A 20,909-nucleotide genomic window follows, 5' to 3' on the forward strand; every position below is an offset into this window, starting at 1 on the left:
TGTCAGAGCGCGGAGTTGAACATCGGTGCCTGAACGTGACGACCGTTTTCCGAGGGCAGGACGCGTCCGAGCGTCTCGGCCGCCGAGGCGCTGTGGACGTCGATCCGGTCGAGCGGGACCAGGGGGGTCTTGACCGTGCTGGTCGTGGGGGTTGCGGAAGTGTTCACGACACCGTCCTCGGGGAGGTCATGCGAAATGGGCAGGGGAGCGGCACCAGCGGACCCGCTGGTGTCAATCGTGGACTTTACTCGTCCACACCTTATTGGCAACCGAGACATGACGCCTGGTCAAGCGTTCTATGGAAAGGCTGCCGCAATTCCCGAGGTGCGGTAATCGGCCGTTTGCCGTACATCAAGATCCTTTATGCCTGACACCGGGTCACCGTCGATGTCGATCACCGGATCGGGCGGGGTTTAGCATGTCCACGCCACCCTCCTGACCTGCCGTTCGGCCGAAAGCACCCCTCATGCGCCTCCAGCGGACCCTCGCCGCGACCACCGTCCTCATCGCCCTCCCCGCACTCGCCGCCTGCCAGGGCGACCCCGCGCCGGCCGCCGGTCGTGCGGGCGCGAGCCCCTCCCCGTCCGTCGCGCGTCCGTCCGCCGGCGGGTCGATCATCGAAGCACAGCAGTACGTCAGGCAGTTCACCTCCTGCGAGGACCTCAGCGGCGAACCGGACGACCCCCGGCTGCCGACGAGCGAGTTCACCCGCGTCGGACAGTGGTCCGTGACCCAGCGGGGCGTGTGCAGCGACCGGCCCGCGCACGGCGAGCTCGTCTTCTACGTCGCCTCCGACATGAAGGAGTTCCAGGAGCGCTACAAGCAGAAGGTCATGGACGCGATCAAGGGCGGTGACGGGGCCTCCGGCCTGAGCAGCCGGGTCTTCGTCGGCAAGGGCTACGTCGTCACCCCGACGCAGACCAAGTCGGCCCTCGCCCTCGCCCGGTCCGACCTGCGGATCCTCACCTGCAACCCGACCTTCGCCGTACCCGAGGGGTACAAGAAGGAGAAGGCGCTGGTCGAGGGCTGCGTCCTCAGCGACTTCGTCAACAGTTCGGACGGCTCCGGCAGTCCGAACCCGGGGACCCCGCAGGACGCGGGCGGCGGGAAGCCGGGGCAGCCGGCCCAGGGCAGCCTCGGGCTGGCGCACGCCGCGAGCATCGCCGAGCTGAGGAAGCTGGTGGCGCCCAGCGTGGACTGCTCGCACTTCTCCACCGACCCCGACACGGTGGCGATCGAGTCGATCGACTACGCGCCCGTGGTCGAGGGCAACCCGCTCGACTGGGGCGTGGACGGTCGGGCCCTGTGCGGGGTGCCGGCGGGTGCGCAGCGCGCCCACGACCTCAACTGGCTCGACACGGTCCGCGACATGAAGCGGCTCCAGAGCAAGGCGAAGGCCGCCCAACTGGCCGACCTCAAGGACGACGGCCGGCTCAAGCACACCGCGAGCCTGCTGCTCGTCGGCGACGGCATCGCGGTGGAGACCAACGATCCGAGCGCCCGGTTCGGCCTCTACCAGTCGCAGTTCCTGTACCTGAACTGCACGCCCGGCTTCTCCGCCCCGACCGGGTACCGGCTTGAGCGGTCGCAGGTCGACGGCTGCGTCCTGACCAACTACGAGCCCGAGCACCCGGTCGAGGGCGGCCGCTAGGCCTGTCGGGCACGGCTTCGCGGGCCGGCCCCGGGGCGGCGTCCGCCCCGGGGCCGCTCAGGCGGGGAGTTGCTCGCCCAGAGGGGGCACGGGCAGGTCGCGCAGCAGCCAGGTCAGTACGTCGGGCAGCGCGCGCAGGGCCGCGAAGTGGGCGGCGGCCGGGTCGAAGGTGGTGGTGGCGCCCGGGATGCGGCGCGCCAGCCAGCGGGAGTGGCCGACGGGCGAGAAGACGTCCAGTTCGCCGTGCCAGATCAGCACCGGGCAGCGGATGTCGGCGGGGTCGAACCCCCACGGGCCGCTGAACGCCATCGCGTCGTCGATCCAGCCGTACGCCGAAGTGCGCACGCCCTCGCGGTAGTTGCGCAACAGCATCGCCCGCAGGCCGGCGTCCGCGACGATCACGCGGTCGTTCTCCGTCAGCTCCCGGCGCAGTTCCTCCAGCAGCCGGCGGGGGTCCTTGCGGATGCCGTCGGCGCGGGGGATCAGCCGGGCGGCGAACTCCTCGGGGTCGTCGTAGGCCCGGGTGTACTCCTCGACGTTCGAGGCGGCCATGCCGTCGAACCAGTCGAGGTCCTCCGCGTCCCGGGGCGCGAGCGGCACCAGGGCCGCCGTGCGGGTGACCCGGTCCGGGAGCAGGGCGGCGCAGGCCAGCGCGCCGGGACCGCCGCCGGAGCGGCCGGCGACGGCGAAGCTGTCGAGACCGAGCGCGTCGGCGATCGTGGCCACCTCTCGGGCGACGTCGGCGACGGTGCGGCCCGGGTGGCGGTCGGAGCCGCCGTAGCCGGGGCGGTCGTAGGCGATGAGTTGTACCCGCCGTTGGTAGAGGACCATGCCGCGCGGGGCCGGTCCCAGGCGGCTGCCGGGGGTGCCGTGGAGGAGGAAGACGGGCTTGCCGTCCGGGTCCCCCCAGCGCTCCACCATCAGGGCGCGGCCGTCGGCGGTGCGCACCAGATCGCGCACGCGCTCCCCCCCTCACGTTCGACGCGGGCAGTCAGGGTGATTGTGCGCTTCGGGGCCGGGGCGCGGTAGAGCGCACCCGGTGGCAATTTCCCGGCTCGTCCGGGGCGCCAAGCCGTCCCCCGTGCCTGCGTCCCCGCGGGCCGCGGCCACGGCACAGTGGGCACATGAACGCAGACGACGAGAACGTGCTGGCCCGGGGACGCGTGGCGACCCGGCTCCCGGCCGCGGACCTGGACCGCGCGCGGCGCTTCTACTCCGAGCGGCTCGGTCTGGAGCCCGTGGACGAACGGCCCGGCGGGCTGCTGTACCGGTGCGGCGGCACGGAGTTCGCGGTGTTCCGGTCGGCGGGGACCTCGACCGGCACCTTCACCCAGATGGGGTGGGAGGTCGACGACCTGGAGTCGGCCGTGTCGCAGCTCAGGCGGCGCGGCGTGGTGTTCGAGGAGGTCGACGTACCCGGGTTGCGGACGAGGGACGGGATCGCCGAGGTCGAGGGCAACTACCCGAGCAAGGGGGCCCGGGGGGAGCGCGCCGCCTGGTTCCGCGACAGCGAGGGGAACCTGCTGGGCATCGGCGAGCCGGTCGCCTGAGGAGGCACCGGGCCGGGCCCCGGGCAGGGCGTTGCGGGCATCCAGGCCGGCGCCCCGGGGTCAGGGCCCCGGCCGGCGCCCCGGTCAGGGTCCAGGCGTCCGGGCGGCGGGGCCCGTCGGGGCGCCGCTGCCCACCGCCGGGCCGCCCTTGCCGCGGTGGAGGACCGCACTGATCAGGGTGACGGCCGCTCCGAGGACCGCCCAGGCGGACAGCACCAGCGTCGGCGGGCCCGCGTCGTTGCCCCGGAAGTACGTGATCGAGCGGGCCGCGTACGTACCGGCGCCCGGTGGCAGGGCCGGTCCGATGGCGCTCCAGAACGGCGGGAGCAGCGGATAGGCGTAGGCGCCGCCCGCGCTCGGGTTGCCCAGGACCACCACCAGCAGGATCGCCAGGCCGATGCCCACCACCCCCGCCACGCCCTGGAACGCCAGGGTGATCGCGCCCACGGCGAAGACGACCAGGGTGCCCAGCCCCCACAGGGCCATGACGTTGCCGGGCAGCGCGCCCAGGATCGGGCCCGCGATGACCGTGCCCAGCAGCCCGGCGGCGATCGAGTACAGCAGCAGGGCGCCGAGCCGGATGACGGCGCGGGCCAAGTTCGCGGGCCGCGCCCCGGCGCTGATCGCCAGGACCGCGGCGCACAGGTAGCCGCCGACGCACCAGCCCACGACCAGGTAGAAGGAGCTCAGGCCCCGGGCGTCCCCGGCGGCGGCCGGGGCCACGTCGACGATCCGCACCTCGCGCCCCTGGGCCGCCTCGGCCCGGCCGACGACCTCTGCGAGCGCCTGGGAGAGCGAGGCCCCGGCGCCACTGGCGACCAGCAGCCGGTCGGTCTTGCCGCTCGGGTCGATGATCAGCGCGCCGTCCACGTCCCGGTCCCCGATCCGCGCGAGGGCGGCGGTCTCGTCCGGGACGGTGCGGGCGTCGAGCGGGCCGCCGGGCAGGGCGTCGAGGCGCTGCGCGGCGCGTGCGGCGACCTGTTCGGCGGGCGCGGTCACCGCGAGGGGGATCCGGCTCGGCGCGGGGTGGTGGAAGGCCCCGATGTAGGAGGTGATGAAGGCGAGCTGGAGCGCCAGTACCCCCAGGACCAGCAGGAAGGCGCGGGTGCTGACGGCGTCCTTGAACTCGGCGGGGAAGCCGCCGGAGGGACCCGCGGATGCGTCGGTGGTGGGCTGGGTCATGCCTCACACGCTCGGCGGAGCGGGGACCGGGCGCAGCAGGGGTGGGCCGAACGGGGGAGCGGGCCCCTCGGAACGGGCGCGGATGGATGATCGAACAGGTGTTTCGCACGGGTATTCGAATTGCTCTATGGTGGAGACGGGGGAGGTCGAAGGAGTGCGGGGAGCATCGAGGGAAAGCAGGAGGCCGCGGGTGCCCGGGTTCACGCATCTGCACACCGTTTCGGGGTTCTCCATGCGCTACGGAGCCTCCCATCCGGAACGGTTGGCGCAGCGCGCCGCCGAGCGGGGCATGGACGCCCTCGCCCTCACCGACCGCGACGGCCTCGCGGGCGCGGTCCGTTTCGCGCGGGCGGCGGCCGAAGCCGGGGTGCGGCCCCTGTTCGGGGTCGACCTGGGGGTCGCCGCAAGCCCCGCGGCCGCCGCCCGCGCCGACTCCGGGGAGACCTCCTCCCGGCGGCGCAACCCCGTCAGGGGCGGCGCCTTCGTCGACGAGTCCGCCGCCCGCGCCGTCTTCCTCGCCCGCGACGGCGCGGCCGGCTGGGCCGAGCTGTGCCGCATGGTCACCGCCGCCCACGCGGGCGCCCCCGACGTCCCGCTCCTGCCCAGGGAGGAGCTGCGCGGCGCGAGCGGCGTGTTCGTCCTGCTCGGCCCCGGCTCCGAAGTGGGCCGGGCCCTCGCCGCCGGTCGACCGGACCGCGCCGCGCGCCTGCTCGCGCCCTGGCGGGAGGTCTACGGCGACGACCTGCGCCTGGAGGCCGTCCACCACGGCCGTACCGGCACCGGGCCCGGCTCGCTGCGCCTGGCCGCCCGTACGGTCGGCTTCGCCGCGGAGCAGGGCGTCCAGGCCGTGCTCACCAACGCGGTCCGGTACGCCGACCCCGGCCAGGGACCTGTCGCCGACGTCCTCGACGCGGCCCGCCGGCTGGTCCCCGTCGACCCCCGCAAGCCCCTCGACAGCGGGGAACGCTGGCTCAAGGACCCCGCCGCCATGGCCGAGGCCGCCGACCGGATCGCCCAGGCGGCCGGACTGCGTCCCGCCGACGCCCGCGGGCTGCTCGCGCAGACCCGGCGGACCGCCGAGGCCTGTGTGGTGGACCCCGAGGACGACCTGGGGATCGGGTCCGTCCACTTCCCCGAGCCCCGGCTCGTCGGCGCCGCCCACCGCACCGCCCAGCGGGTCCTCGCCTCCCGGGCGGCCGCGGGCATGGTGCTGCGCGGCTACGCCGGCGAGCGCCGGTACTGGGAGCGGATGCACGAGGAACTCGACGTCATCGCCTACCACGGCTTCGCCTCGTACTTCCTGACGGTCGCCCACGTCGTGGACGACGTACGGGAGATGGGCATCCGGGTGGCGGCCCGCGGCTCCGGCGCCGGTTCCCTCGTCAACCACCTCCTCGGCATCGCGCACGCCGACCCCCTCGCCAACGGCCTGCTGATGGAGCGCTTCCTGTCCAAGCGCCGCCGGGTCCTGCCCGACATCGACATCGACGTGGAGTCCGCCCGCCGGCTGGAGGTCTACCGGCGGATCATCGACCGGTTCGGCGCCGAACGCGTCGCCACCGTCTCCATGCCCGAGACCTACCGGGTCCGCCACGCCATCCGTGACGTGGGCGCCGCCCTGTCCATGGAACCGGCCGCCGTCGACCGGCTCGCCAAGGCCTTCCCGCACATCCGGGCCCGCGACGCCCGCGCCGCGCTCGCCGAACTCCCCGAACTCCAAGGCGTACGGGGAGAGTCGCACGGGCGGCTGTGGGAGCTGGTCGAAGCGCTGGACGGGTTGCCGCGCGGGATCGCCATGCACCCGTGCGGGGTGCTGCTCTCCGACGCGACGCTGCTCGCCCGTACCCCGGTCGTGCCCAGCAGCGGCGAAGGCTTCCCCATGTCCCAGTTCGACAAGGACGACGTGGAGGAACTCGGGCTGCTCAAACTCGACGTGTTGGGCGTGCGGATGCAGTCCGCGATGGCGCACGCCGTCGCGGAACTGCGGCGCGCCACCGGGCAGGAGCTCGACCTGGACGACCCGGCGCAGGTGCCTCCGGGCGACGAGGCCACGTACGAGCTGATCCGCTCGGCCGAGACGCTCGGCTGCTTCCAGATCGAGTCCCCGGGCCAGCGCGACCTGGTGGGTCGGCTCCAGCCCTCCACCTTCCACGACCTGGTCGTGGACATCTCGCTGTTCCGCCCCGGCCCGGTGGCCGCCGACATGGTGCGGCCGTTCATCGAGGCCCGGCACGGGCGGGCCCCGGTCCGCTTCCCGCACCCGGACCTGGCGGACGCGTTGCGGGAGACGTACGGGGTGGTGGTCTTCCACGAGCAGATCATCGAGATCGTGCACGTCCTGACCGGCTGCGGCCGTGACGAGGCCGACCGGGTGCGGCGCGGGCTGTCCGACCCGGACTCGCAGGGGCGGATCAAGGTCTGGTTCGCGGCGACGGCGCGGGCACGCGGCTATTCGCCCGAGGTGATCGCCCGGACCTGGGAGATCGTGGAGGCCTTCGGCTCGTACGGGTTCTGCAAGGCGCACGCCGTGGCCTTCGCCGTCCCCACCTACCAGTCCGCCTGGCTCAAGGCCCACCACCCGGCCGCCTTCTACGCCGGGCTGCTCACCCACGACCCCGGCATGTACCCCAAGCGGCTGCTGCTGGCGGACGCGCGACGCCGGGGCGTGCCCGTGCTGCCGCTGGACGTGAACCGGTCCTCGGTCCACCACCGTATCGAACTGGTGTCCGATGTGCCGCCGCTGTGGGGGCTCCGGCTCGCGCTGGCCGACGTCCACGGCATCAGCGAGGCCGAGGCCGCCAGGATCGAGGCGGGCCGGCCCTACGCCTCCCTGCGCGACTTCTGGGACCGGGCCCACCCGGGGCGCCCCGTGGCCGAACGACTGGCCCAGGTAGGGGCGTTGGACGCGTTCGGCGCGAACCGCCGGGACCTGCTGCTGCACTTGAGCGAACTGCACGGCGCCCAGCGCGTCGCCGACGCCAGGGGAAGCGCACAACTCCCGCTCGGCGGCGGACGGTCCACCGCCGCCGTCGGGCTGCCCGACCTCAGCGACGCCGAGCGGCTCAGCGCCGAACTGGGCGTCCTCGGCATGGACGCCTCGCGGCACCTGATGGCGGACCACCATGCCTTCCTGGCCGAGCTGGGGGTCGTCCCCGCCCGGCGGCTGCGCGACGCCGAGCACGGGCGGACCGTGCTGGTCGCCGGCGCCAAGGCGGCCACCCAGACCCCGCCCATCCGCTCCGGCCGGCGCGTCATCTTCACCACCCTCGACGACGGGACCGGCCTGGTCGACCTGGCTTTCTTCGACGACAGCCACGAGGCCTGCGCCCACACCGTCTTCCACTCCTTCCTGCTGCTGGTGCGCGGAGTGGTGCAACGGCGCGGCCCGCAGAGCCTGAGCATCGTCGGAGCGGCGGCCTGGAACCTCGCCGAACTGGTCGAACTGCGCGCGGAGAGCGGCCTGGCGGCGGTCACCGCCCGGCTGTCCGAACCCGTCCGCGAAGACACCGCGGCGCCGCCCGCCCCCGGCCGCCGCATCCACCTGCCGACCGGCTACGAGATGAACCCGTGGGCCGACCTCCAACCGCCCGGGACGGGCCCCGCGACCGGACGCAAGCTGTGGCACTCCAGCCCGGGGAGCGCGGGATGAACAGCGCGGTCCTGCACGTCCGGTGCGCCCCGACGCTGACCGGCGAGGGCTACCGCGAGGTCCTGGAGCTGCTGCGGGAGTTCTCCCCGGTGGTGCAGGCCCTGCCGCCGCGCGCCGCGCTGGTCCAGGTGGGCGGGGCCCGGCGCTACTTCGGCGCGGACGCCGCCCGGATCGCCGAGGTGGTCCGGCTGCGCGCGGTGGCCCGGCTGGGCACCGACGTCCGGATCGGGGTCGCCGGCACCTGGGCCGTGGCGGCGACGGCCTCCGCGCGGGTGCCCGGACCCGGCGGCGTCCTGGCCGTCCCCGAAGGGGAGGTGCCCGGCTTCCTCGGGCCGCTGCCGGTGGAAGCGCTGTACGGGATCGGCTCCCGGCAGGCCGAGGCGCTGCGCGGCTATGGGCTGCATACGATCGGGGCGCTCACCGAGGTGTCCCCGGGGGTCGTCGAGCGCATCCTCGGCAAGCGGGCCGGCCGACTGGTCGTGGAGCGTGCCCACGGTATCGACCCCCGCCCGGTCACCCCCAGGGACCTGCCCTCCTCGGCCGCCGTCCGTGCCCGGTTCCCCCGGGAGGAGTTGGACGGCCCGCACGCCCGGGCCGCGCTGCTCGCCCTGGTCGTGCGGCTCGGCGCCACCCTGCGCGGGCGCCGCCAGGCCGCGCGGGCCCTGACCCTGACCCTGCAGTTCGCCGGCGGTACCCGCTGGGAGAAGACCCGGCGGCTGAGTGAACCCTCCGCCCACGACGAGGACCTGCGCGCGATGGCGTACCGGCTGATGGACGCGGCCGGCCTGCAACGGGCCCGGCTGACCGGAGTGGTGCTGCGGGCCGAGGACCTCACCGGCGCCGAGGGGGTGGCCCGCCAGCTCACCCTGGACCCCGTCCGTGAGTCCCGGCTGACGGTCGAGGCGGCCATCGACCGCGCCAACGCCCGCTTCGGCCCGGGCACCGTCCGCCCGGCGGCCACCTTCCGCAAGGCCTCGTAGGTCCCGCGAGGCCTAAGGCCGTGTCTTCGGATCATGCCGGGCCCGCGGCCTGATCCGAATGACACGGCCAGCGGTAGACCGGAGGCCGGCTCGACACCCGAGTTTTTACCGACGCGTAACTTCCAAGTCTTGCTACTCGCCCGTAATTTATCGGCAGCAGCTCCCCTTGTGATCCGGATCACGGGACAAACCCCCCGCACCATCCCCATGACGCAAGGAGACCACTCGATGCTGCCCTGGCGCCGCCTGCTCCGCCCGCTGGCCGTCCTCACCCTCGCAGCCGCCGCGCTCGTCGCCCCCACCGGCGCGGCGCAAGCCGCCTCCGCCCCCACCAGCGGTTGGAACGACTGGACCTGCAAGCCGTCCGCAGCCCACCCGCGTCCCGTCGTGCTCGTGCACGGCACCTTCGGGAACTCCGTCGACAACTGGCTCGGCTTCGCCCCGTACCTCGTCAACCGCGGCTACTGCGTCTATTCCCTCGACTACGGCCAACTCCCCGGCCAGGCCTTCTTCAACGGACTGGGACCCATCGACAAGTCCGCAGTCCAACTCGGGACCTTCGTGGACCGGGTGCTCGCCTCCACCGGCGCCGCCAAGACCGACATCGTCGGCCACTCCCAGGGCGGCATGATGCCCCGCCAGTACCTCAAGTTCCTCGGCGGCGCCGCCAAGGTGGGCACCCTCGTCGGACTCGCCCCCGACAACCACGGCACCACCCTGTCCGGCCTGACGCAGTTGCTCCCGTACTTCCCCGGCGCCGAGGACCTGGTCAGCTCGGCGACCCCGGGCCTGGCCGACCAGATCGCCGGGTCCGCCTTCGTCACCAAGCTCAACGCGGGCGGCGACACCGTCCCGGGAGTGTCCTACACGGTGATCACCACCAAGTACGACGAGGTGGTGACCCCCTACACCAGCGGATTCCTCAGCGGGGCGAACGTCCACAACGTCGTGCTCCAGGACCTGTGCGCGCTCGACCTCTCCGAGCACGTCGCCATCGGACTGACCGACCGCATCGCCTGGCACGAGGCGGTCAACGCCCTCGACCCCGCCCACGCCGAGCGGACGACCTGCGCCTCGGTCTTCCGGTGACCCTGGGCGGCCGGGACGTCTAACGGCCGCGGTGGCCCGTCGTCGCACGGCGGCGGGCCACCGCGAAGAGCACGGCCGAACCGACGGCCAGGGTGGCCGCCCCGGCGATCGCGATCATCGGGGCGGAGCCGTCGCCGCCGGTCTGCGCGAGACCCCCGCCCGTCGCGGTCGCCGCCGTCGCCGACGACGGCGAGGCGAGCGGGGAGTCGGCGGTCGAGCCGTTCGTGTTCGGGTCGTTGTCGCCGTGGCCGCCGTGCTCCACCGTCGACTTGGACGCGCCCTCGGAGATCTGCTCGTCCGTCGGGGGCTTGGCCACGGGGCCGTTCGACGGCTTGGCGCTCGCCGTGGCGCCGCCGGCGTTCGCGGTGCTGCTCGGCTTCGAGCCGGGCTTGCCGCTCCCGGTGTCCTTGCCGAAGACCACGTCCGAGCAGGTGTAGAAGGCCTCCGGGCTGTCCGAGCGCTGCCAGATGCTGTAGATCAGGTGGCGGCCGCTCTTCTTCGGGACCGTGCCGGAGAAGACGTAGTCACCGCCCCGCATCCCCGGGTCGGTGACCTTCGCGAACGGCTCGGGTTCCAGGTCGGACCACTTGAGCGGCTTCGTCGGGTCGTAGCCGTCCTTCGTCACGTACAGCTCGAAGGTGCCCTTGTGCGGGGCCGTGCCCTTGTAGCGGAAGGTGTGCGGGCCGGACGTCAGCGCACTGGCCGGCCAGTCCGCGCGGGCCAGGTCCAGGCCCCGGTACTTGTCGTTGCCCGCCGAACACAGCTGCCCGTTCGGGATCAGCGCGCGGTGGTTGCCCGCCGCGTTGGCGATGTTCACCGCGTTCCAGTCGTAGAACGCCTGGGCGCCGCCCGCCGCGACCGCCGCCTTGCAGGCCGCCGACCGCGGCGACTCGGGGCCTTCCGCGTAACAGGCCGCCACCCGGCTGACCGGGTCCGTCATCGAACCGTGGGCGGCCGCCGGCGCGGCGGCGTACGCGGCCACCGCGAGCGGGGCGAGGCCTGCGGCGGCGATGCGGCCGACGGTGCGGGTGACGGTACGCATGGTGGTTCTCCTCCGGGCGGTGGCGTCGTGGGGTACGCCAGGGGGGCCGGGCGGCGCGTCCCCGGACACGAGGTGTCTCCGACGCCGTCCCGGCCCTCCCTGGCCCCGCCAACCTAACCGCCCCGACCTGCGGTTCCGCGCGGATCGGGGCCGCCGAGGCGATCCTTAGGCCCCTCTTAAGGCAGGGGTAAGCGGCCCCTGAGGAAGGGGGCTCACTTCACGTTGACCGCGGTCCAGGCCGCGGCGACCGCCTGGTACTCGGTGCCACCCGTCCCGTACAGGTCCGCGGCGGCCTTGAGGGTCGCCACCCGCGCCCCCGCGTAGTCCGTCGAGGAGGTCATGTACACCGACAGCGCCTTGTACCAGATCTTGTACGCCTTGGTCCGGCCGATGCCGGCCACCGCGGAGCCGTTGGCGGTGGGGGAGTTGTAGCTGACGCCGTTGATCGTCTTGGCGCCGCTCCCCTCGGACAGCAGGTAGAAGAAGTGGTTGGCGACACCGGAGGAGTTGTGGACGTCGAGGCGGCCGACGTTCTTGTCCCAGTAGTCCGCGGAGGCGCCGTCGCGGCTCGGCTTGTCCATGTACCGCAGCGGCGTGCCGTTCCCGTGGATGTCGATCTTCTCGCCGATGAGGTAGTCGCCGGGGTCGGAGGAGTTGGCGGCGTAGAACTCCACCGAGGTGCCGAAGATGTCGGAGGTGGCCTCGTTGAGGCCGCCGGACTCCCGGGTGTAGCGCAGCCCCGCCGTCGAGGCGGTCAGACCGTGCGACATCTCGTGTCCCGCCACGTCCAGCGCGGTCAGCGGCTTGGTGTTGTTCGTGCCGTCGCCGTAGGTCATGCAGAAGCAGCTGTCGTCCCAGAACGCGTTGACGTAGGCGTTTCCGTAGTGGACGCGGGAGTACGCCGCGACGCCGTCGCCCCGGATGCCCAGCCGGCCCAGTTCGTTCTTGTAGAAGTCCCACGTCACGGCGGCGCCGTAGTGGGCGTCGACGGCGGCGGTCTGCCGGTTGGCGGGGGTGCCGTCCCCCCAGGTGTCGTCGGCGTCGGTGAACAGCGACCCGGTCCCGGTCGTGCCGCCGGCCAGGTCGTAGGTCTTGTGGCCGCCGCGGGCGGCGTCGTTCAGCTCGAACTGCGAGCCGCTCGCCTTCGTGCCGACGGTGACGGAGCCGCTGTACTCGCTGGCGCCGATGCCCGTCTCGATGGCGTCGTAGGAGTAGAGCACCTTGCCGCTGCGGGCGTCCGTGACGGTGTGCAGCTTGCTCGGCGTACCGTCGTCGCCGACGCCCTCGGTGACGCTCTCCCAGGCCGGCACCGGCGCTCCGCCGACGGCCCAGACGACCTTGCGGGCGCCCTTGGGGGCCGCGAGCGAAGCGGTCTTGGTGTCCACGGATATCGGGGCCCCGTAGGCCTTCGTGGTGGAGCGCGCGCCGTTCTTGGCGTGCACGACCAGGTCGCCGCCGAGAACCGGCAGGCCGGCGTAGGTGCGCTCGTAGCGGGTGTGGACCGTGCCGTCCGCGTCCTTGACGACGTCCCGGGCCACGAGCCCTTCCTGGTCGCCGAGGCCGATGGCCTTGGCGGTGGACGGGGCGTCGGACTGCGCCTGGGCGATCGCGGAGGCGCGCGCCGTCCCGGTGAGCGAGACGGCCGTGGCGCCGGCCTCGCGCTCGGCGGCGGCGTTGGCGGGGCCGCTCTGCACGGCGAGGGCGACCATCGCGGCGGACGCGACGAGGGCGGCGGCGCGGAGGGCGTGAACACGGCTGCGGGAGGTGGGGGTTGAGGACGTGGGGTGAGTCACTCGTTGCTCCTTGGCTGGCCAGTGGGGGGCAGTGAGGGAGACAGTGCCAGGAAGTCACCCCGGATTGGCAGGTGCGCAACAAGAATTTGACCTTCTCGTTGTCCGCAGAACGCGAAGCGGTGTCCGCTCGGCGGTGAATGCGCCCGGTTTCGGAGGGAGTTGTTCCGCTACCGCCCCGGGACGACGGCCCGGGGCGGAAGCGGTCGTGCGCGAGGTCAGGGGTTACCCGATCCCGGGGATCCGCCGGGCCGCGAAGGCGGCGCGGACGGCGTCCGCCGCGTTCTTGCCGTACATGCGTTGCGCCGTCGAGATCGTCGTCCGCGCCGCGTCCGTGAAGTCGGTGTCCACGCGGAAGCCGAACTGCGCGTTGACGATGATCCGGTCGGCCGTACGGGCACCCAGCGCGCCCCGGATGTCGAAGAGCGCGCGCGACCAGATCTCCCCGTCCGCGTGCACCTCGCCCACCCGGTCGGCGTACACCTTGGACCCGTCGATCCGCCGCAGGCAGTGCGGGGCCGCGCTGTAGTCGGTCGAGTCCCAGTCGCCCACGCACGCCAGGTCCGTCTTGCGCGGCCAGCCGTATACGTCGTCCGCGTGCGCGCCGACCTCGACCGCGAGGTAGTCGCCGAACGCCTCGCCGATCGCACCCGCCTCCGGGGACGTGCCGAAGCCCGGGACCTGCGCGTCGTGCACCGCGTGGCCGTACTCGTGGACGATCACCTCGGCGTCCTCGGCGTCGTCCACCCCGCCCTTGCCGAAGCGGATCTCGCCCTTCTTGTCGGAGAAGAACGAGTTGTCGGCGCCCCACTGGTTGATCCGCACCGGCTGGGCGCGGTCGTTGGCTCCCGGCAGTTCGCTCCCGAAGCCCAGGCCCTGGAGGTACTCCTGCGCCTCGTTCACCCAGAAGTACGCCATGACCTGCTCGAACCGGTCGTCGGCGCGGTCGTACCCGGCGGCCTCCGAGGTCTTCGCGGAGGGGCCGGTGTCGGAGCGGACGTACGCCCACTTCCCGGACAGCGAGCCACTGCCGTCCAGGTTGCGCAGCGAGGCCAGGGCGTAGGCGGAGCCGGGCACGGCGTCGGCGCCGTCCTTGGAGTCGGTCAACGCCTGGTCACCGGAGGACTGGACGGGGTTGACCATGAAGACCCGGGCCTGGGGCAGCGGCGCCGTCGCGGGGTGTGCCGAGGGCAGGGCCGAGACCGGACCGGCCAGGGCGAACAGCGCCGCGGTGGCGGTGCCCGCGCAGACGAGGCCGCGGGGTATGCGGCGAGCCATAGACGTCCTCCTGTAAGGAAGTGGTGGCGTGGTGAGGCCGTGATCCTCGCTCACGCCGACTCCCGTGCACCAGAGGCGGGAGGGAAGTGACGGTGCGGGTGGGGTGGGCGGCCGGCCCGGGACCGGGCGCGCACGCGACGGCGCCCGGGCACCGGGCCCCTCCCGCGCCGCGACGGTCAGGGCGTCCGCGCAACGGCCGGTCGCAGGGGCCGGTACCGCCGACAGGGCCTGGGCCGTGTCTTTCGGATCATGCCGGGCCCGATCCGGAGGACACGGCCCAGGCGAGCAGGCCGGGCAGGCCGGCAGGGGTCCTGGCCTGGGCTTCGAGGGCGTCGAGGGCCCGTACGGCCTGCGCGGCGGCCTCCGGGTCGCGCTCGGCGAGGCCGCTCGCCGCGAACTCGTCCTCGTCCAGGCGCAGGATGTCCGACCCGTCTGCCGACACCCACAGGTCGAGGTCGAGGTCCTCCACCACGATCTCGCCCTCGCCGACCACGGCCGGCCGGGTCACGTCGCAGTACCAGCCCTTGAGGTGCCCGTGGCCCGTCCGCACCTCCTTGATCGCGTACCAGCGGCCGCGCCAGAAGTGCTCGGTGAACACGTCGCCCGGCTCGAAGCGCACGAAGCCGAAGTCCCGTGCGCCCGCCGCCGCCCAGGGAGCGCGCACGGAGATCCGGTCACCGGTGTCGGCGACGAGTTCGGCCGGATAGCGGATCTTGGTGCGGCCGGCCTTGACGAGGGCGACGGTGAGCGGGTCGGTCATGCCGTCACTTCCTTCGGGACCGAGCCGGGAGCGAGCCGCTTCGCGAAGCGGGTCTCGGTGGCGCGGATCTCGTATCCGAACCACTTGTTGACGGCGAGCATCGGCGCGTTGCCCGCGTCGTTGCCGGTCAACGCCTCGGTGTAGCCGGCCGCGAGGGCCCGGTGCAGTGAGACGGTCTTGGCGAGCTTGGCCAGGCCGCGACCGCGGTGGGCGCGGCGCGTGCCGGTCATCGCGGAGCCGTAGCGGCCCGCCCCGTCGGTCCGGGCGGCCGCGAAGGCGGCCACCACGCCGTCGACGAGGACGACCGTCGTCAGGTCGTGGTCGAGCGAGGGCTCGTGCCACACCTCGGTGAGCCAGTTGTCGTAGTCGTCCAGGTCCACCGGCAGGTCGCCCGGCTCGTCGGACGAGACCTCCGCGTCCGCCTCGTACAGCGGGCGCGGATCGTCCGCGAACGCGGTGCCGGGGCGCAGTTCGACGCCGGGGGGCAGCACGGCCGGATACGGCGGCAGGGTGTCGGCCGACAGCTCCAGGCGCAGGAAGTGCGCGGAGCGGCCCGGCCGGTACCCGTGCCGTGCGGCGAAGGCGTGGTAGGCCGGTCCGTCCAGGACCCAGGCGTACGCCTCCACCGCGCCGGCGGCGGTCAGGTGCTCCTCCGCCGCACGCAGCAGGGCGCTTGCGACACCGAGGCCGCGATGGTCGGGGTGGACCTGGAGGTTGACGTAGCCCCGGCCCGGTTCGGGACTCTCGTGCGCGATGCCGACCTGGGCGGTGGCGACGGCCCGGCCGTCCGCGCGCTCGGCGAGCAGGACGCGGTGCCGCTTGTCGGGGTGGGCGGAGGCGACCTCGTGGGCCACCCCCGCCGAGGTGCTGATCATGAACGGGAGGGCGGACCGGCGCAGGCGTACGACGGCCTCCGCGTCCTCCGGATCACCGGTGCGCAGGTCACGGATCGAAACGGTCATGCGGCCGACGCTAAGCCGCAGGGCCGCCCCGGCGCCTGCGAATTAACGGCGCGGTGGGGGACAATCGGCCCCGTGACCTCGACTTCGACCAAGCTGAAGATCAAGATCGACGGGGCGGCCGGCGCCGCCGCCCCGTACGAGCAACTGCGCGCGCAGATCGCGGACGGGGCTCGCGCCGGGCGGCTGCCGACCGGATTCAAACTCCCGACGGTCCGGGGACTGGCGGAGGAACTGGGGCTCGCGGCCAACACGGTCGCCAAGGCGTACCGGGCCCTGGAGGCGGACGGCGTGATCGAGACCCGGGGGCGCAACGGGACGTTCGTCGCCGCCGCCGGGGACTCCGCCGCCCGGGAAGCCGCCGCGGCGGCGCAGGCGTTCGCGGAACGCGCCCACCGGCTGGGCCTGACCCGCGCCGAGGCCGCCGCCGCGGCGGACGAGGCCCTGCGGGCGCGCTACGGCGCGTGAAGCCCGCACGGCAGGGGCGCCGGTCAGGCCTTCCGGAAGGCGAGCCGCGCCATCAGGTGATGCCGCATCGGTTGGCCCATGGCCTCCATCTCCTGCACCACGACCAGCTCCCCGCCCTCCAGGGTGTACCGACGGCGCATCCCGGTCACCTCCTTGGCCCGGGGGGTCAGCGACACGGTCCGCGTCGCCATCTCGAACTCCGAACCGCGGGCCCGGCCGACGTACGTCTCCACGATGCCGGTCGGGTGGGCCAGCACCACCTCCAGGGAGGCGTCGGGCAACACCCGCCACCAGCCGACCTCCCGCCCCGACGGGCGCAGGGCCGTGCCCGCCTCGTCGATCAACCAGGCGCGGGACTCGTAGCGCAGGAAGGGCCTTCCGTCATGGCTGAAGGTGACCTCCTGCTCGTAGCGGAACCCGTGCTCCAGCGTGGGGTACTCGCCGCTCCCCCGGCCGTGCCAGCGTCCGATGAGCGCCAGCACGGGCCGCAGCTGCGGGTGCGGCTCCGGACCCTCGCCGAGGACGTGGGTGTCGGGGTAGGGGTTCTCCTGCGCCGGTTCGAGCACGTGGACTCCTGTTCGGTGTGCCGGGTCCGCCGGGGCTGCCCGGGTGCGGCGGGGCGGTCGTCGCGGCCATGGCCGTCGCGGCCATTGTCGTCGCCCGGGGGCCGTCCGGGCGGGAGCTACAGGTAGAGTCCCGGTTCCGCGCCGTGGCCCTGCGGCGGCAGGAGGGCCGCCGTCGGTCCCGTACCGCGGCGCAGGGCGAAGAGTTCGGCCAGCGTGGCGCCCTCGCGGGAGACGCCCTCGTCGGTGCCGAGCCAGTCCGTCGCCTCACGGGGCGTCAGCCGCCCCACCTCGATGCGGGCCAGGCAGCGGCCCGGGCGGACCACCGCCGGGTGCAGGCGTTCGAGGTCCTCGTTGGTCGTCACCCCGACCAGGACGTTGCGGCCCTGGCCCAGCAGGCCGTCCGTCAGGTTCAGCAGCCGGGACAGCGCCTGCCCGGCCTGGTGGCGCGCCTCGCCGCGGATCAGCTCGTCGCAGTCCTCCAGCAGCAGCAGTCGCCAGCGGCCCTTGGCCGTTCCCTCGTCCTCGCCGATCGCGATGTCCATCAGGTAACCCACGTCGTTGAACAGCCGCTCGGGGTCCAGGACGCAGTCCACCTGGCACCAGTCCCGCCACGACCGGGCCAGCGTCCGCAGCGCGGAGGTCTTCCCGGTACCGGGCGGCCCGTGCAGCAGGAGCAGCCGGCCCGCGATGTCGTCCGGGGTCACCTTCATCAGCCGGTCCATCGCCTCGGCCACCGGCGCGGTGTAGTTGGGCCGCACCTCCGCCCAGGTGCCCGCCGCGATCTGCCGGGTGGTGCGGTAGGGGCCGCGGCGCGGGGAGACGTACCAGAACCCCATCGTGACGTTCTCGGGCTGCGGTTCGGGTTCGTCCAGCGCCCCTTCGGTGGCCTGGTCCAGCACGAGCACCGCGAGTTCGTCGTCGACGGCCGTCACCGTCACGTCCGCGCCCCGGCTCCAGCGCGACACGAGCACGGTCCAACCGTCGCCCTCGGCGAGCGTGGCACTGCGGTCGCTGTCGCGCGCCGAGCGCAGCACGGTGGCGCCGGGCGGCAGCAAGGTGGCCTCCGCCTTGACCCGTTCGATGGAGACGCTGTGCGAGTACGGCTGCTCGCCGGACGCGAACCGGCCGAGGAAGAGGGCGTCGACGACGTCGGACGGTGAGTCGCTGTCGTCGAGGGTGAGCCGGATCGGCAGCGCGTCGTGCGGGTTGGCTGACATGGCGCCCATGATCCGGCACGGACCGGGGTCCCGCACCCGTGTTTCGCCGGATCGGGTGCTCGGGTTTCCTCCTCAAACCCCGCGTCGGTGAAGGTTCGGAGCGGATTCTGCCTCGAACATTCTTGGCATGAACACTTCCAGCCAGGCCGTGCTCGCTGTACCAACGACTCAGGAGTAACCCCCACTAGGAGCCGCACACATGAGCAAGAGCCTGTCGCGCTTCGCCACCCTCACCTCCGCCCTCTTACTCGCCGCGGGCACCGCCCTGTTCGGCGCAGGCCAGGCGGCCGCCTCCGCCCAGGCCGACTTCGGCTACGTCGCCCTCGGAGACTCGTACTCCTCCGGCGTGGGCTCCGGCAACTACGACAGCGGGAGCGGTGACTGCAAGCGCACACCCCGGGCCTATCCGGCCCTGTGGGCCGCCGCCCACTCCCCGCAGACCTTCTCCTTCGCCGCCTGTTCGGGCGCCCGGACGGGTGACGTCCTCTCCGGGCAGCTCGGCCCGCTGAACTCCGGCACCGACCTCGTCAGCATCACCATCGGCGGCAACGACGCCGGATTCTCGGACGTCATGACGACCTGTGTACTCCAGTCCGAGTCCACCTGCGTCAACCGCGTCAACCAGGCCAAGGCGTACGTCGACTCCACCCTCCCCGGCCAACTCGACCAGGTCTACAACGCCATCGCCGGCCGCGCCCCGTCGGCCCACGTGGTGGTCCTCGGCTATCCCCGCTTCTACCAGCTGAACGGTTCCTGCATCGCGGGACTGACCGAGGGCGAACGCAGTGCCATCAACGGCGCCGCCGACTACCTCAACGCCGCCATCGCCAAACGCGCCGCCAACCACGGCTTCACCTTCGCCTCGGTGACCGGCGCCTTCACCGGACACGAGATCTGCTCCGGAAGCGCCTGGCTCCACAGCCTCAACTGGGCCGACATCGGGGAGTCCTACCACCCGACCGCCACGGGGCAGTCGAGCGGATACCTGCCCGTCTTCGCCGGCAAGGCGTAAGGCGCGCCGGTCCGGCCGCTACGGCGTGCTCCCGGGTCCGGAGACGGGCTCGGGGAGCCGGTGGCGGTCGGTGGAGCGGAGGAGGAGGCCCCGGCCGTCGGGGTCTCCTCCTCGCACGTCACGGAGAAGTCCAGTCAAGCCGAGACCGCCCGGGCGGGTCGGCGCACCTCCAGCCGCGCCGCGTCGGCGAAGCCCCCACCGGTCCCGCGGTCGGACTCGGTGTGGTCGAACTGTCGGGTCCTGGCGCCGCCCGCCTCGTACGTGACGCTCTGCCAGCCGGCGTTCGAGGCGGCCCCGCCGCGCGTCACCCAGCGGTACTCCACCTCGGCGGGCACGGCGTCCACCTCGATCGTCCCGGTGAAGGCGGGCGCGTCGGCCGGACGCGGCGGGCAGGCGCCGCGGTAGCCGCCGCGCAGGGTATGGACGTACAGCGTCACCTTGGGCGCGGGCGTCGGGGCGCCGCTCGGCGAGGGCGAGGCGGAGGGGACGGGCGTCGGACTCGTGGAGGGCTGCGCCGAGCCTGTGGGGCCGCTCCCGACGCTTCCGCCGCTCGCGTCCGTCTTCTCGTGTCCGTCGAGCAGCAGCCGGCCCAGGACGACCACCGCCGGCAACAGCACCACGATCCCGATCGTCAGCACCAGCCCGACCCGTGTCCGTTGGGCTCGCGGAGCCGAGTCCCGAGGGGCGAGGGGCGCCGGGCCGTAGGGGCCGGGCGCCGGGTCGCGTCCGTACAACGGGGTCGTCGCCGCGTTCGGCCCGGCCGCCGGGCCGCCCGGGTCCCGTACGGTCCCACCCGCGCCGACGACCCGCAGCATCGGGGCCGCCTCCGCCGCGGACAACCGCCCGGCCGGGGCCTTGCGCAGCAGCCCCTCCAGTACGGGCGCCAGCGGTCCGGCCCGGCGCGGCGGCGGCAACTCGTCCTCCACCACCGCCCGCAGCGTGGACAGCGGGGTGTCCCGGCGGAGGGTGTCCCGGCGGAACGGCGAAACCCCCTCGACGGCCGCGTACAACAGCGCCCCGAGCGACCACGGGTCCGACGCGGGCCCCGGCCCGCGGCCCGACGTCCGCTCGGGCGCGAGGAACTCGGGGGACCCCACCACCTCGCCGGTCATCGTGATCGCCGAAGAGCCCTCCAGGCTCGCGATACCGAAGTCCCCGAGGAGCACCCGGCCGTCATTGGCCATCAGCACGTCGGCGGGCTTGACGTCCCGGTGCGCCACCCCCGACTCGTGCGCGCCCGCAGCGCGGCCGGCACCTGCTCGCCGACGTGCGCGGCCCGCTGGGGACTCATCGGCCCCTCGCCTTCCAGTACCTCCGCCAGCGAGAGGCCCCGCACCAGCTCCATCACGATCCAGGGGCGCCCCTCCTCGGTCGCCACGTCGTAGACCGTCACCACCCCGCGGTGCGACATCCGCGCCGCGGCCCAGGCCTCCCGCTCCAACCGCCGGTACATCCGCTCGACCTCGGCGGCGTCCATCCCCGCCGGGGCCCGGACCTCCTTCACCGCAACCTCACGGCCGAGCACCTCGTCCCGGGCCCGCCACACGATGCCCATGCCGCCCCGACCCAGCGGACCCGACAGCCGGTACCGGCCCGCGACGACACGCCCGCCCTCATCCATGTTCCCGCTCACCGGAGCCCCCGAGTCCGTCACCGGATGATCACTCCGAGTTACCGCAGCGGAAGCGGCTTGACACGGGTGGTGACAGGACTGCC

General features: G+C 73.5%; 17 protein-coding genes and 1 pseudogene. 7 read left to right on the forward strand and 11 right to left on the reverse strand.

The window, feature by feature from the left end:
- Positions 1 to 2: 2 nt before the first annotated feature.
- Positions 3 to 167, reverse strand: a complete 165-nt coding sequence (fxsA, locus tag E6R62_RS39640) for an FxSxx-COOH cyclophane-containing RiPP peptide (RefSeq protein WP_168714120.1) — start codon at positions 165 to 167, stop codon at positions 3 to 5.
- Positions 168 to 466: 299 nt separating this feature from the next.
- On the opposite strand from fxsA, the gene E6R62_RS20555 reads away from it, so the two are divergent.
- Entirely contained in the window at positions 467 to 1,651 is a 1,185-nt protein-coding gene (locus tag E6R62_RS20555; protein ID WP_136214953.1) for a hypothetical protein, read from the forward strand.
- Positions 1,652 to 1,708: 57 nt separating this feature from the next.
- Here E6R62_RS20555 and E6R62_RS20560 read toward each other — a convergent pair whose 3' ends face one another.
- Entirely contained in the window at positions 1,709 to 2,611 is a 903-nt protein-coding gene (locus tag E6R62_RS20560) for an alpha/beta fold hydrolase (RefSeq protein ID WP_240801791.1), read from the reverse strand.
- 164 nt (positions 2,612 to 2,775) lie between these two features.
- On the opposite strand from E6R62_RS20560, the gene E6R62_RS20565 reads away from it, so the two are divergent.
- Complete coding sequence (locus E6R62_RS20565) at positions 2,776 to 3,201, forward strand: VOC family protein (protein ID WP_136214954.1); 426 nt, start codon at positions 2,776 to 2,778, stop codon at positions 3,199 to 3,201.
- 84 nt (positions 3,202 to 3,285) lie between these two features.
- On the opposite strand, the gene E6R62_RS20570 is transcribed toward E6R62_RS20565, so the two are convergent.
- Complete coding sequence (locus tag E6R62_RS20570; RefSeq protein WP_136214955.1) at positions 3,286 to 4,383, reverse strand: DUF3533 domain-containing protein; 1,098 nt, start codon at positions 4,381 to 4,383, stop codon at positions 3,286 to 3,288.
- Between the two features lie 190 nt (positions 4,384 to 4,573).
- On the opposite strand from E6R62_RS20570, the gene E6R62_RS20575 reads away from it, so the two are divergent.
- The 3 genes from E6R62_RS20575 (at position 4,574) to E6R62_RS20585 (ending at position 10,101) form a co-directional block, all read left to right on the forward strand.
- The gene (locus E6R62_RS20575; protein ID WP_136214956.1) at positions 4,574 to 8,032 is read left to right on the forward strand and encodes a DNA polymerase III subunit alpha; all 3,459 of its coding nucleotides are present in this window, start codon (positions 4,574 to 4,576) and stop codon (positions 8,030 to 8,032) included.
- Positions 8,029 to 9,012, forward strand: a complete 984-nt coding sequence (locus E6R62_RS20580; RefSeq protein WP_136214957.1) for a hypothetical protein — start codon at positions 8,029 to 8,031, stop codon at positions 9,010 to 9,012. The genes E6R62_RS20575 and E6R62_RS20580 overlap by 4 nt, the downstream gene beginning before the upstream one ends.
- Positions 9,013 to 9,240: 228 nt before the next feature.
- Positions 9,241 to 10,101 (forward strand): triacylglycerol lipase, encoded by an 861-nt coding sequence (locus E6R62_RS20585; RefSeq protein ID WP_136215030.1) that lies wholly within the window; start codon positions 9,241 to 9,243, stop codon positions 10,099 to 10,101.
- A 19-nt stretch (positions 10,102 to 10,120) separates the two neighbouring features.
- On the opposite strand, the gene E6R62_RS20590 is transcribed toward E6R62_RS20585, so the two are convergent.
- The 5 genes from E6R62_RS20590 to E6R62_RS20610 form a co-directional block, all read right to left on the reverse strand.
- Entirely contained in the window at positions 10,121 to 11,143 is a 1,023-nt protein-coding gene (locus tag E6R62_RS20590; protein WP_136214958.1) for a lytic polysaccharide monooxygenase, read from the reverse strand.
- A gap of 212 nt (positions 11,144 to 11,355) precedes the next feature.
- Positions 11,356 to 12,852, reverse strand: a complete 1,497-nt coding sequence (locus tag E6R62_RS20595; RefSeq protein WP_136215031.1) for a M4 family metallopeptidase — start codon at positions 12,850 to 12,852, stop codon at positions 11,356 to 11,358.
- 306 nt (positions 12,853 to 13,158) lie between these two features.
- Positions 13,159 to 14,211, reverse strand: a complete 1,053-nt coding sequence (locus E6R62_RS20600; RefSeq protein ID WP_136214959.1) for a M4 family metallopeptidase — start codon at positions 14,209 to 14,211, stop codon at positions 13,159 to 13,161.
- 247 nt (positions 14,212 to 14,458) lie between these two features.
- The gene (locus E6R62_RS20605) at positions 14,459 to 14,971 is read right to left on the reverse strand and encodes a DUF402 domain-containing protein (RefSeq protein ID WP_136214960.1); all 513 of its coding nucleotides are present in this window, start codon (positions 14,969 to 14,971) and stop codon (positions 14,459 to 14,461) included.
- Positions 14,968 to 15,933 (reverse strand): GNAT family N-acetyltransferase, encoded by a 966-nt coding sequence (locus E6R62_RS20610; protein WP_136214961.1) that lies wholly within the window; start codon positions 15,931 to 15,933, stop codon positions 14,968 to 14,970. The genes E6R62_RS20605 and E6R62_RS20610 overlap by 4 nt, the downstream gene beginning before the upstream one ends.
- Before the next feature lie 72 nt (positions 15,934 to 16,005).
- Here E6R62_RS20610 and E6R62_RS20615 point away from each other — a divergent pair, with 72 nt between their 5' ends.
- Complete coding sequence (locus E6R62_RS20615) at positions 16,006 to 16,398, forward strand: GntR family transcriptional regulator (protein WP_240801792.1); 393 nt, start codon at positions 16,006 to 16,008, stop codon at positions 16,396 to 16,398.
- A gap of 23 nt (positions 16,399 to 16,421) precedes the next feature.
- Here E6R62_RS20615 and E6R62_RS20620 read toward each other — a convergent pair whose 3' ends face one another.
- Both E6R62_RS20620 and E6R62_RS20625 read right to left on the reverse strand, forming a co-directional pair.
- A complete protein-coding gene (locus tag E6R62_RS20620; protein WP_136214962.1) occupies positions 16,422 to 16,964 on the reverse strand; it encodes an FABP family protein in 543 nt (180 codons plus the stop codon).
- Positions 16,965 to 17,080: 116 nt separating this feature from the next.
- On the reverse strand, positions 17,081 to 18,190 hold the full coding sequence (locus E6R62_RS20625; RefSeq protein WP_206308788.1) for a DUF5925 domain-containing protein: 1,110 nt from the start codon (positions 18,188 to 18,190) through the stop codon (positions 17,081 to 17,083).
- 190 nt (positions 18,191 to 18,380) lie between these two features.
- Here E6R62_RS20625 and E6R62_RS20630 point away from each other — a divergent pair, with 190 nt between their 5' ends.
- Positions 18,381 to 19,193, forward strand: a complete 813-nt coding sequence (locus tag E6R62_RS20630) for an SGNH/GDSL hydrolase family protein (RefSeq protein ID WP_136214964.1) — start codon at positions 18,381 to 18,383, stop codon at positions 19,191 to 19,193.
- On the opposite strand, the pseudogene E6R62_RS20635 reads toward E6R62_RS20630, so the two are convergent.
- Positions 19,130 to 20,814 (reverse strand): annotated as a pseudogene (locus E6R62_RS20635) (serine/threonine-protein kinase). The gene E6R62_RS20630 and the pseudogene E6R62_RS20635 overlap by 64 nt on opposite strands.
- Between the last annotated feature and the right edge of the window lie 95 nt (positions 20,815 to 20,909).

This window comes from Streptomyces sp. A1136 (genome assembly GCF_004795055.1).
In the GTDB taxonomy this organism is placed as follows: Bacteria; Actinomycetota; Actinomycetes; order Streptomycetales; family Streptomycetaceae; genus Streptomyces.

Bases quoted from the DNA above. Each gene is read 5' to 3' on its own strand.
- E6R62_RS20600 (WP_136214959.1), bottom strand. From the start codon at position 14,211: ATGGCTCGCCGCATACCCCGCGGCCTCGTCTGCGCGGGCACCGCCACC.
- E6R62_RS20580 (WP_136214957.1), top strand. From the start codon at position 8,029: ATGAACAGCGCGGTCCTGCACGTCCGGTGCGCCCCGACGCTGACCGGC.
- E6R62_RS20570 (WP_136214955.1), bottom strand. From the start codon at position 4,383: ATGACCCAGCCCACCACCGACGCATCCGCGGGTCCCTCCGGCGGCTTC.
- E6R62_RS20625 (WP_206308788.1), bottom strand. From the start codon at position 18,190: ATGGGCGCCATGTCAGCCAACCCGCACGACGCGCTGCCGATCCGGCTC.
- E6R62_RS20585 (WP_136215030.1), top strand. From the start codon at position 9,241: ATGCTGCCCTGGCGCCGCCTGCTCCGCCCGCTGGCCGTCCTCACCCTC.
- E6R62_RS20555 (WP_136214953.1), top strand. From the start codon at position 467: ATGCGCCTCCAGCGGACCCTCGCCGCGACCACCGTCCTCATCGCCCTC.
- E6R62_RS20605 (WP_136214960.1), bottom strand. From the start codon at position 14,971: ATGACCGACCCGCTCACCGTCGCCCTCGTCAAGGCCGGCCGCACCAAG.
- E6R62_RS20610 (WP_136214961.1), bottom strand. From the start codon at position 15,933: ATGACCGTTTCGATCCGTGACCTGCGCACCGGTGATCCGGAGGACGCG.
- E6R62_RS20565 (WP_136214954.1), top strand. From the start codon at position 2,776: ATGAACGCAGACGACGAGAACGTGCTGGCCCGGGGACGCGTGGCGACC.
- E6R62_RS20595 (WP_136215031.1), bottom strand. From the start codon at position 12,852: ATGGTCGCCCTCGCCGTGCAGAGCGGCCCCGCCAACGCCGCCGCCGAG.
- E6R62_RS20630 (WP_136214964.1), top strand. From the start codon at position 18,381: ATGAGCAAGAGCCTGTCGCGCTTCGCCACCCTCACCTCCGCCCTCTTA.
- E6R62_RS20590 (WP_136214958.1), bottom strand. From the start codon at position 11,143: ATGCGTACCGTCACCCGCACCGTCGGCCGCATCGCCGCCGCAGGCCTC.